1 protein-coding gene is annotated in these 416 nt (G+C 66.8%); it reads right to left on the bottom strand.

What is annotated here, in order from left to right; all coding sequences use genetic code 11:
• Positions 1-416: hypothetical protein (locus tag LY631_RS20325; RefSeq protein ID WP_274427444.1), on the bottom strand; the 416-nt coding region annotated here is incomplete at both ends.

The raw sequence follows: 416 nt of genomic DNA, 5'->3' as shown, positions 1-416 counted from the left end.
TCGTTCACTGTCACCTCGACCGTCAGCACCAGTTCTCCCGGGGTGCTGGCGTCCGTCGCCGCAGGCACATCAGCCGCCCACTCAACAATGCCGCCCGCCGGCGTGCCGCCGGAATGCGTGCCGGCGTTGTCGGCCGAAGCGAAGGTCGTGTTGGCGTCGAGCACGTCCTGGATGGGGAAGTCGTCCGCAGGACCGCCGGTGTTGGTCAGCGTGATCTCATAGGTCAGCGTCTCGCCCGGTTCGGCGATGCCGGCCAGCGTGCCGCTCTCGCCCACAAGCTGCTTTTCCTTGGCGACCTGAGGCCTCGTCGGCGTGATGACACAGTTCGCCGGCATAGGCGTCACCGTGCAGTCCACCGTCTCCGTCGGCTCTTTGGCGATGTTGACGAGTTGCACCACGCCCGCAGGCAGCGGATC

The sequence above is a fragment of the Chelativorans sp. YIM 93263 genome (assembly GCF_028767125.1).
Lineage (GTDB): Bacteria > Pseudomonadota > Alphaproteobacteria > Rhizobiales > Rhizobiaceae > Chelativorans.
The sequence above is the reverse complement of the archived record's forward strand: the minus strand, read 5'-3'. Positions and strand labels throughout refer to the sequence as shown.